Here is a 9,765-nt window from a genome sequence, read left to right on the forward strand (position 1 = left end):
GCTTTAATTAATAAGCAGGCAGAAAAAAGGGCTACTTTGTAGCCCTTTACAGTATTAGATAAATATCAAACTTTAAACTGACCAACCACGGTTTGCAGGTGGCTCGCCTGTCGGGCTACTTCTTCACTTGCTGAAGCATTTTGCCCAACCTGTTCATTAGCAACATCAACAATATTCTGGATATGTTCAGCGTTCTGGTTGATGGTGCTTGCAACGGCGGTTTGTTGCTCAACTGCAGACGCTACTTGAGTTGTCATATCTACAATCTGCACGGCATCTTGCATGATTTGGTCTAGAGCCCCGACAGTGCCAGAGGCTTCTTCTGCACTTGTATTACTCAGTTCAACGCTCCGCAGCATCATACTTGATACTTCACCAGTACGTTGCTGTAGCTCATTAATCATAACCTCGATCTCTGCAGCAGATTCCTGGGTTCGACCCGCAAGTCCGCGTACTTCATCAGCAACTACTGAGAAACCACGGCCATGGTCACCCGCGCGTGCCGCCTCAATGGAGGCGTTTAAGGCCAATAAGTTGGTCTGCTCTGCAATTTCTTTAATAACATCCAGCACAGTACCTATCTTATTGCTGTTTTCTTCCAGCTTGGTGACAGCTTGAGATGTTTCAGTCGCGTCTTTAGCCAGATTGGTAATATTGCCAATCGCATGGTTGATGATTGTTTGGCCTTCCGACGCACTGTTTTGAGAGTTAGTTGCTGTTTGCGAAGTAAGATCGGTATTGTGGGATATCTCGCGCATGGCGCCTTCCATCTCCTGAATGGCGGAAGATACCTGAATCACCTCTTCTTTCTGCTGATTCAGCCCAGAAGCGGTATCGCGGGATATGGAGGATACCTGCTCTGCTGCAGCACTTAATTGAAGAGAGGATTTACTAACGTCATCTAGAAGAGCTTGGAACTCTTCCATCATGCTGTTATAGCTTCGTCCCATATCGCTCAACTCGTCATTTGCTACTACTTTGTAACGGAGTGTAAGGTCTTTATTTTGTTTTGAGTTGTTCATGACGTCACGCAGTTTATGCAGACGAGAGACGATATTTTGAGCTATAAAAATTGCGATAGCAGAAACAACGGCGGCAATGGCCAAGGCTTTTATAGAAGCGAACAGCAAAATGGAGCTGATCTCGGTTTCTAACTCCTCAATAATTTCAGCTTTTTGATCTGTAAGAAGGGTCTCTGACTTATGGATGGTTTTTCTCATATGACCCAGTAGGCCGGATTTGCTATTGAGCCCCAGCTTTTCGTAAGTGCCCACAAGCGTCAAGAATCCCTCCCTATAGGTATTTAGTAACGCTTTGGTTTCTTCTAGATAGACCATGTCGACAATTGTTGCTTCCGCATGGCTGATCATTTTCTGAAAGTTTTTCTCAAACTTTTCTCTATATTTCAGGTCCTTGCGCAGCAGGAAGTCTTTTTCATTACGTCGTAACTGTAGGATGTCTGCTAGGAGCTCATAATTATTGAGCTCTTTTACCCGTGTTTCTGCCGCATGTACTGCAGAACGTAGGCTACCCCTTAACCCCTCTTTTGGTGAAAGGCCTATGGTTTGCTTCATCTTAACAAGCTGGTGAAAGCTTTCTTTATAAGCGTCGATGACTTGGTGCAGCTCTTTAGTTTTACTGTGGGGGATACCTACCTGATCAAGATGCTCTTCAAGTATGTAGATCTGTTGCTGCATTTTGTCATTAGTTGCATCGAATTTTTTTAGGTATTTCAGATCATCCCTGGCTAAAAAATCTTTCTCATGGCGACGAAGCATTAGCATGCTGGCTTCAATATTACTGACTTCGGTTTCGCTGCTTTTTAGTGTGGAGACACTTTCCAGTGCAAAGTGAAGTAGGCCATACATAGTGGCGATTGAGATCAGAATAAAACCTATAAGTGCGGCGAGTTTCGCTTTAATAGTCATAGAGTTACTACTGCTTTCTGAAATTTTTTGTAATATTTCTGTAATATTAGCGGATTAAAAACTGCCGCTAAACTAGATTTTTTAACATATGCTAAAAAATATTCGGTTCGAAAAATTTAGACGAACATTTACAAGCTTAGTCTAAAAATAAAGCGAGGAGATCATTAAGGAAAAGTTGGCCCTGTTGGGTGGGGCTAATTAGGTGTGTATCGTCGACTAAAAGCCCTTGCTGCCGGGCAATTTCCAGTTTATTGAATATCTGCTTAGGCTCTAAACCTGTTCTTTCTACAAAAAGCTCAGCAGGTACACCGGACGAGAGACGTAGGGCATTCAGCATAAATTCAAAGGCCAGTTCATCTCTTGCAATAGGTTCTTCGCCTGATAGACGAGTATTCCAACAGAGGTATCCCTTGGGTTGCTTCTGCTTCCAGCGGCGGATAATTGCGTTGCTTTCTGGTAGGGTGATTTTGCCATGTGCACCAGCGCCTATGCCCAGATAATCTCCAAAGGTCCAGTAATTCAGGTTATGTTTGGAGCGTTTATTATCACGCGCGTATGCAGAGATCTCATATTGTTCAAAGCCTTTTTCAGCCAAGAGTGATTGCCCTTGCTCCTGTATATCCCAGAGAGTTTCGTCGACGGGAAGAGAAGGAGGCTTGGCATTAAACTCGGTATTGGGCTCGATGGTGAGTTGATACCAGGAAAGATGATCAGGTCGAAGAGCAATTGCCTGCTTCAGGTCAAATAAGGCTCCCTCCAGGTCTTGCCCAGGTAAACCGTGCATCAGATCGAGATTAATATTGTCAAAAATATCACGGGCTAAAGACGCTGCATTAACTGCTTCGACATTGCTGTGAATCCGACCTAGCGCTTGTAGCTGATGATTGCTAAAGCTCTGAATGCCTATCGATAAGCGGTTGATACCTGCTTCCCTATAACCCTTGAACTTTTCCTGCTCGAAGGTACCGGGGTTGGCTTCCAGAGTGATTTCAGCACTCCTGCTAATTGGAATAATTGTATTTATTTCTTGAAGGAGCTGTTTATAACTATCAGCTGCAAACAAGCTTGGTGTACCACCACCAATGAAAATGCTCTGTATCTCTCGGCCTTGTGCTAAATGCTGCTCTGATCGAAGGTCTTGCAGAAGGGCTTCTATATATTGCTGTTCTGGAATATCGTCCCGTACTGCATGCGAGTTAAAATCGCAGTATGGGCACTTACGTACACACCAGGGAACGTGAATATACAGGGATAGTGGTGGCAGTTGCAGACCCATAACTATTTCTTAAAAAAGTAACTCCAAAAGCTACTTCAGGTAAGGCTTAATAGCTTGCTTCAATTGAGCTACCGCCTGGCCACGATGGCTGAGCTTATTCTTCTCTTCAGGGGGGAGCTGTGCAGATGTTCTCTCTAGTTCGGGAATCCAGAACAGAGGATCGTAACCGAAACCATTGTCTCCTGAGGCTTGCTCTAATATCTGTCCTTCCCAGCTACCTTGGCAGATCAGCGGTGTGGGATCGTTGGTATGGCGCATAAAGACCAGAACGCAGCGAAATCTAGCGCTACGTTGTTCTGCAGGCACACCCTCCAATTTCTCCAGAAGGTATGTGTTGTTCTTCGCATCGGTTGCACCTGCTCCAGAAAAACGCGCAGAGTAAATCCCAGGGGCACCACTGAGTGCATCGACCTCAAGACCAGAATCATCAGCAAGAGCAGGTAGGCCTGTCGCTTCGGTCGCATGACGCGCTTTAAGAATAGCGTTTTCTACAAAGCTTAGGCCAGTTTCATCCGCATCTGAAACCTGGAAATCAGATTGTGGAACAACCTCTACCTGAAGATCACCAAGTACCTGATTGAACTCTTTCAGTTTGCCTTTGTTACCACTGGCTAAAACGATTTTATTGATCATGGTGAGCTCTCGATTTTGCTATTCATAAAAAAGGCGCCCATTTCGGTGCGCCCTTTATGGCATGTTTTACTGAATTACTCTTCGTAAAATTTCTGCTCAAACTGTACAGTAAAAGCGGCCTGATTAGGGTCTGGCTGAACGTCGAGTTTTAGTCGGATTACCTGATCGTCAGTGAAACCGAACTGGCTCAGATAATAGATCGCGTTCCCCTCATCCACTTTCTGGAACTTCAATGTCTGGGATTGTTGAATCAGATTGCTTGCCGAGCCTGACACGTTGGCTGTGACTGGTATCTTCTTATCGCCATCCACTTTCAGAACAGAAACGTTGACCAACGCTCTACGCTTACTGCGCTGCACACCAATATTCTGAGCTACATCGGGTTGAATGAAGGTGCTGTTAAAGGCGTTGTAGTGAATCTCATAGTCGCCGTAAGTGACAAACTGTTCCGCTAACAGGGGTTGGCTGATCAGGGCTACTGCTGAGATCAGCATCGCTCGAGCAATATTCAAAAATTTCATGATCTGCCTCGTTACTTGGTTATCCGGTAGATGGCTATCTCGCCCAGCATATTTGGCCACAGGTGAATCCACCACCGGTGTTGGTGTTCATTATCCACCACGGTACGTTCCATGATGTATATATTGCGCTCTACACACAGACGTTCGAAGTCCTTGAACGTACAGAAGTGGGTATTTGGTGTGTTATACCAAGTATAGGGCAGGAACTTGGATACTGGCATTTTGCCACGGAAGGCAAGATAGCCGCGGGCACGCCAGTGACCGAAGTTAGGGAATGTAACGATGCACTCCTTACCGATACGCAGCATTTCATCCACGATTTCATCCGGGCGCATCATAATCTGAATGGCTTGGGTCATGATCACGGTATCGAAGGTGTCGTCTTTAATAGAAGCAAGCCCTTCTTCGATATCCTTCTCGATAACATTGACACCTTTGCGGATACAGTCGGTAATGTTATCCGGCCCTATCTCAAGGCCATAACCGCTCGCATTTTTCTCTGTCTGTAGATAGTGCAGCAGTTCGCCATCACCACAGCAGAGATCCAGAACGCGTTTGCCGGGTTCAACCCAGTCTTTAATCAGATCCAGATCGGCGCGCATTATTTACCCTCCTTGGAAAGTAAAGCCGGAGTGTCATTTTCAACTTGCTGCATATAAGCAGTGAAAACATCCAGATAACGTGGAATCGGTATAAGGAAGGCATCATGGCCTTGTGCCGCTTCGATCTCGGCGTAACTGACCTGCTTATCAGCTTCGACCAGCGCATCTACGATCTCTCGCGAACGCTCGGGAGAGAAACGCCAGTCTGTAGTGAATGAGATCACCATAAACTTAGCTTTAGCGCTTTTCAGAACTTCAGGTAGGCTATTGCCTGCCTCGGATGCAGGGTCAAAGTAATCAAGTGCCTTGGTCATCAACAGGTAAGTGTTAGCGTCAAAGGCGGTAGAGAAACGTTCTCCCTGATAGCGCAGATAGGATTCCACCTCAAATTGTGGTGTGAAATCGTAACTGATCTGCCCGGAGCGGAGTTCACGCCCAAATTTGCTGCGCATACCATCATCAGAAAGGTAGGTGATATGGCCCAACATGCGAGCCAGCATCAGGCCTACTTTAGGTACTTCATTTTTTTCGTAGTAGTGCCCATCATAGAACTGTGAATCTTTACTAATGGCCTGACGTGCTACTTCATTAAACGCTATATTCTGTGCAGATAGCTTCGGTGCAGCAGCAATCACCATGCAGTGACGCAGCTTGTCGGGGTAGTTGATCGACCACTGAAGTGCCTGCATGCCCCCCAGGCTGCCGCCGATGACTGCAGCAAACTGCTCGATACCAAAATAATCTGCGAGGCGAACCTGGCTTTCTACCCAGTCCGTTACCGTAACAATCGGGAAGTCCGGGCCGTAAGGCTTGCCTGTGTCTGGATTGACCTGGTTAGGACCTGATGAGCCGTGGCAGCCCCCCAGATTGTTCAAGCCGATAACAAAGAACTTATTGGTATCTATCGCTTTTCCAGGCCCGATTGCGGAATCCCACCACCCTGGTTTTTTGTCTTCCATGCTGTGGTAGCCCGCAACATGATGGTTACCAGAAAGCGCGTGGCAGATCAGAATAGCGTTGGAACAGTCTGAGTTCAGTTCACCATAGGTTTCCACCATTAGGTGGTAACTTTCCAGTACACGTCCACACTGGAGCTTAAGTGGCTCAGTAAATTCGATCTTTTGTGGTTCTACGATTCCGACAGAATCTTCAGGTATTACAGCAGGCATTTCTCAACTCAACCTAATAAACAGATAAACAACAGACAGTTAACGTGCGCATAGACGCAAAGAAGTTGAGCTTCACATCTCGTAGAAGATTAGAGCACGGTTCTGAGAAATGTTTGTTGATACTGTCACGTCAGAGGTTCTCGATATCTGATGTTGTCATTGTCTGTATTAATCCGCGCTATTTTAACGCCTTTTTACGGTGCAAGCTCGTCTTTGATACAGCATGTGAATAAATTTGGTGCCCACTTAATAAAGCAGGCGGCCTAGTTGTGACTGAATAATCTGAATCACAATAAAAATCAGAATAGGTGAAAGATCTAGTCCACCGATAGGAGGGATAACCTTTCGTGCCAGGTTAAATACAGGTTCCGTAATTTGCTGGATCAACTGTGGGCCTGGATGATAACTGCCTGGGGCTACCCAACTGATGATGACAGAAGCCAGTACCGCCCAGAAATAGATGGTCAGAATTGCATCCACAACCCCCACGGCAGCTAGAAGTACAATGTGTAGGATATTTGGCATTGCCATGCCGGTGACCAACACCAATAGCAGCAATACAACCAGTTTTACAAATATGGCATAGAGCAGGGCCGCGAGGTCAAGTTTTCCTACACGTGGAACTGCCCGGCTGATAGCGACTACCGGTACGTTAGTCAGACGGGCGATCGCCTGGGAGATAGGATTGTAATAATCGGCATGAGACATCTGCAGAAGGAAGCGCATTACAACAATAAATGCGTACATCTCACCCAATGTGCGAATGATCAGAACAATCGGATCTTGTGCCATAACTATTCCTAGGTCACTGATAAATTTAAGAAACAGGTCCAACCTTCTACCCTTTACGAAGTATAGAGCTTAGTCAGTTTATGTTGAACCTTTCTTGTTTTTTACTCTTAGTCTTTGCCAAGTTCCTGTGCAAGTTCGACTGATCGATCATTGCAGGCTTGTAACGCTTCATCAAACAGCTGTGGTAAGCCACCATCAAGAAAACGCTTGATGGCCTGCTCCGTGGTTCCGTTTGGTGAGGTGACGCGTCGGCGCAGCTCTGCAGGATCAACATCGCTGCTCTGTGCCATTTTAGCTGCACCCTGCGCAGTTTGGAGAGTCAGCTGGGTTGCTACTTCATCAGATAGGCCTAGTTTTTTCCCTGCTTCGATCATCGCCTCCATAACTAGGAAATAGTATGCAGGGCCTGAGCCAGATACAGCTGTAACCGCATCCAGTTGAGATTCCTCATCCACCCACAAGGTGATACCCGTGGCTTTGAGGATGGTTTCTGCTTGCTGTTTTTGTTCAGGTGTAACCTGAGTGTTTGCGTATAAACCGCTAGCCCCGGTTTGTACCAGTGCGGGTGTATTTGGCATACAACGAACAATAGATGTATTGCCGCCCAGCCACCTATCCATACTGGTGCTCATGATACCTGCAGCGATAGAGACAAGTAATGGTTGGCTATCTTGTACTGCAGGCGCTATATCTTCAGCAACTGCTTTGAGAACCTGTGGTTTTACTGCAAGTACGACAACATCTGCTTCGCGTACGGCTTCATTATTTTCGGTGGTTGTCTTTAGACCTTGTTCGGCCAGATCTGAAAGCCTGTCTTCCTGTGGCTCACTGGCCCATATTTTCTCAGCGGGGTAACCATTAGCAATTAATCCACCAATAATCGCGCGAGCCATATTGCCTGCGCCAATAAAAGCCAAAGTTGGTTGTGTACTCACTATTTTATTCCTGTATTAATCTTTTGCCGGTCTTGCACCAAAAATCGCGGTGCCTATTCTGACGATTGTGGAGCCTTCTGCAATAGCGGCATCCATATCACCCGACATACCCATCGAGAGAGTGTCCATCTCAGGGTGGGTTTCTTGAAGTAGAGTTAGCAGTGTTTGCATCCTGGCAAAAGCTTGCTGCTGCTCTTTCTGATTTTCAGTTGCTTTGGGAATTGCCATTAAGCCACGAACACAAATATTAGGCAGTTCTGAAATTTTTGCGATCAATTCTGGCAGTTCGGATGGTAGAACTCCTGATTTGCTCTGCTCCTGGCTGATATTTACCTGCACACAAATATTCAGAGGTGGAAGATTGGAAGGGCGTTGATCAGACAAACGCTGGGCGATCTTTAAGCGGTCGACGGTGTGCATCCAGTTAAAGTTTTCTGCGACCGCTTTGGTTTTGTTGGATTGCAGCGGGCCAATAAAATGCCAGCTGATATCCAGATCTTGTAACGCAGTAATTTTCTCCAAGCTTTCCTGTAGATAATTTTCACCGAAATCACGTTGCCCTTCAGCATAGGCTTGCCGTAAATCCTCAGCAGGTCGTGTTTTACTAACCGCCAACAGCATGACAGATGAGGACTCTCTGTCAGTCTTTTCTAATGAGGATTTAATCTGTTGCCGAACCTGAATCAGATTCTCTGCTATGCTAGACATATAATTTGTGACCTTGGCAATTGGATTGCAGCGCCGATTCTGCTAGAACTAACTTTAAATATTTTTTGAAGCAGTACCGGGTTACAGGAACGCTATGGATATTACCGAACTTTTATCATTTACCGTACAGCAAGGTGCTTCCGATCTGCATATATCTGCAGGGATGCCACCCATCATCCGCGTGGATGGTGAAGTACGTCGCATAAAGCTACCTTCTCTGGATCATAAACAGGTACATACGCTGGTTTATGACATTATGAATGATAAGCAGCGTAAAGAGTACGAGGATGTGCTTGAAGCTGACTTCTCTTTTGAAGTTCCAGGGCTAGCTCGTTTCCGTGTTAATGCTTATAACCAGAATCGTGGTGCAGCTGCGGTATTTCGTACCATCCCTAGTAAGGTACTTACGCTTGATGATCTGGATATGGGTAAGGTTTTCCGAGATCTGTCGGAAAAACCGCGAGGGCTTGTGCTGGTAACAGGGCCTACCGGTTCCGGTAAGAGTACAACGCTCGCTGCGATGGTCGATTATGTTAATGATACCCGCTCAGATCACATTCTGACGATCGAAGACCCAATCGAATTCGTACATGAGAGCAAAAAGTGTCTGGTGAACCAGCGAGAAGTGCACCGTGATACTCATAGCTTCGCTAATGCGCTACGTTCTGCCTTGCGTGAAGACCCGGATATTATCCTGGTGGGTGAGATGCGAGACTTGGAGACTATCCGTTTGGCCCTTACTGCAGCCGAAACGGGTCACCTTGTCTTCGGTACACTGCATACCACCTCAGCTGCAAAAACTATCGACCGTGTCATTGATGTATTTCCTGCGGCAGAGAAAGATATGGTGCGCTCAATGTTGTCTGAGTCATTGATGGGTGTAATTTCACAGACTCTGTTGAAAAAACCCAAAGGTGGTCGTGTTGCTGCCCATGAGATCATGATTGGTACCCCAGCGATCCGGAACCTGATTCGTGAAGACAAAGTTGCTCAGATGTATTCTGCTATCCAGACGGGGGCATCGTTTGGTATGAAAACACTCGATCAGTCCCTGCAGGAGCTGGTGCAAAAAGGTATGATTTCCCGTGAGACCGCACGTGAGCGTGCGCAGAACCCTCAGCAGTTCTAGCGGGTAATTAGGAGATAAAGCGTGGATTTTACGCAACTACTTAAAGTGATGGTTGAAAGGGATGCTTCGGAC

General features: G+C 46.2%; 10 protein-coding genes. 1 reads left to right on the forward strand and 9 read right to left on the reverse strand.

Going from position 1 to position 9,765, the window contains the following annotated elements; all coding sequences use genetic code 11:
• Window positions 1–65: 65 nt before the first annotated feature.
• The 9 genes from GY843_RS01740 to GY843_RS01780 all read right to left on the reverse strand — a co-directional run bounded on the left by GY843_RS01740 (window position 66) and on the right by GY843_RS01780 (window position 8,564).
• Window positions 66–1,928: a methyl-accepting chemotaxis protein gene (locus GY843_RS01740; RefSeq protein ID WP_297305998.1), complete on the reverse strand. Its 1,863-nt coding sequence runs from the start codon at window positions 1,926–1,928 to the stop codon at window positions 66–68.
• A gap of 136 nt (window positions 1,929–2,064) precedes the next feature.
• The gene (hemW, locus tag GY843_RS01745; protein WP_297305999.1) at window positions 2,065–3,204 is read right to left on the reverse strand and encodes a radical SAM family heme chaperone HemW; all 1,140 of its coding nucleotides are present in this window, start codon (window positions 3,202–3,204) and stop codon (window positions 2,065–2,067) included.
• 30 nt (window positions 3,205–3,234) lie between these two features.
• Window positions 3,235–3,837 carry an XTP/dITP diphosphatase gene (locus tag GY843_RS01750; protein WP_297306000.1) on the reverse strand — a complete coding sequence of 201 codons (603 nt, stop codon included), beginning with the start codon at window positions 3,835–3,837 and terminating at the stop codon, window positions 3,235–3,237.
• A gap of 74 nt (window positions 3,838–3,911) precedes the next feature.
• A complete protein-coding gene (locus GY843_RS01755; RefSeq protein WP_297306001.1) occupies window positions 3,912–4,358 on the reverse strand; it encodes a DUF4426 domain-containing protein in 447 nt (148 codons plus the stop codon).
• A gap of 11 nt (window positions 4,359–4,369) precedes the next feature.
• Window positions 4,370–4,960: a methionine biosynthesis protein MetW gene (gene metW / locus GY843_RS01760; protein WP_297306002.1), complete on the reverse strand. Its 591-nt coding sequence runs from the start codon at window positions 4,958–4,960 to the stop codon at window positions 4,370–4,372.
• Window positions 4,960–6,129, reverse strand: coding sequence for a homoserine O-acetyltransferase (locus GY843_RS01765; protein WP_297306003.1), 1,170 nt, complete (start codon window positions 6,127–6,129; stop codon window positions 4,960–4,962). Before GY843_RS01765 ends, metW begins: the two co-directional genes overlap by 1 nt.
• Window positions 6,130–6,375: 246 nt before the next feature.
• Window positions 6,376–6,921 (reverse strand): YggT family protein, encoded by a 546-nt coding sequence (locus GY843_RS01770; protein WP_297306004.1) that lies wholly within the window; start codon window positions 6,919–6,921, stop codon window positions 6,376–6,378.
• Between the two features lie 107 nt (window positions 6,922–7,028).
• The gene (proC, locus tag GY843_RS01775) at window positions 7,029–7,856 is read right to left on the reverse strand and encodes a pyrroline-5-carboxylate reductase (RefSeq protein WP_297306005.1); all 828 of its coding nucleotides are present in this window, start codon (window positions 7,854–7,856) and stop codon (window positions 7,029–7,031) included.
• Between the two features lie 15 nt (window positions 7,857–7,871).
• The gene (locus GY843_RS01780; RefSeq protein WP_297306006.1) at window positions 7,872–8,564 is read right to left on the reverse strand and encodes a YggS family pyridoxal phosphate-dependent enzyme; all 693 of its coding nucleotides are present in this window, start codon (window positions 8,562–8,564) and stop codon (window positions 7,872–7,874) included.
• 94 nt (window positions 8,565–8,658) lie between these two features.
• Here GY843_RS01780 and GY843_RS01785 point away from each other — a divergent pair, with 94 nt between their 5' ends.
• Window positions 8,659–9,693 carry a type IV pilus twitching motility protein PilT gene (locus tag GY843_RS01785; protein WP_297306007.1) on the forward strand — a complete coding sequence of 345 codons (1,035 nt, stop codon included), beginning with the start codon at window positions 8,659–8,661 and terminating at the stop codon, window positions 9,691–9,693.
• Window positions 9,694–9,765 lie beyond the last annotated feature (72 nt).

Origin of the sequence: Neptuniibacter sp. (genome assembly GCF_024231755.1) — a bacterium.
Taxonomy (GTDB): domain Bacteria; phylum Pseudomonadota; class Gammaproteobacteria; order Pseudomonadales; family Balneatricaceae; genus Neptuniibacter.

Excerpts from the sequence above, each read along its gene's own strand:
- GY843_RS01750 (WP_297306000.1), bottom strand. The coding sequence starts at position 3,837 with ATGATCAATAAAATCGTTTTAGCCAGTGGTAACAAAGGCAAACTGAAA.
- GY843_RS01755 (WP_297306001.1), bottom strand. The coding sequence starts at position 4,358 with ATGAAATTTTTGAATATTGCTCGAGCGATGCTGATCTCAGCAGTAGCC.
- GY843_RS01785 (WP_297306007.1), top strand. The coding sequence starts at position 8,659 with ATGGATATTACCGAACTTTTATCATTTACCGTACAGCAAGGTGCTTCC.
- GY843_RS01770 (WP_297306004.1), bottom strand. The coding sequence starts at position 6,921 with ATGGCACAAGATCCGATTGTTCTGATCATTCGCACATTGGGTGAGATG.
- GY843_RS01765 (WP_297306003.1), bottom strand. The coding sequence starts at position 6,129 with ATGCCTGCTGTAATACCTGAAGATTCTGTCGGAATCGTAGAACCACAA.
- hemW (WP_297305999.1), bottom strand. The coding sequence starts at position 3,204 with ATGGGTCTGCAACTGCCACCACTATCCCTGTATATTCACGTTCCCTGG.
- GY843_RS01780 (WP_297306006.1), bottom strand. The coding sequence starts at position 8,564 with ATGTCTAGCATAGCAGAGAATCTGATTCAGGTTCGGCAACAGATTAAA.
- metW (WP_297306002.1), bottom strand. The coding sequence starts at position 4,960 with ATGCGCGCCGATCTGGATCTGATTAAAGACTGGGTTGAACCCGGCAAA.
- GY843_RS01740 (WP_297305998.1), bottom strand. The coding sequence starts at position 1,928 with ATGACTATTAAAGCGAAACTCGCCGCACTTATAGGTTTTATTCTGATC.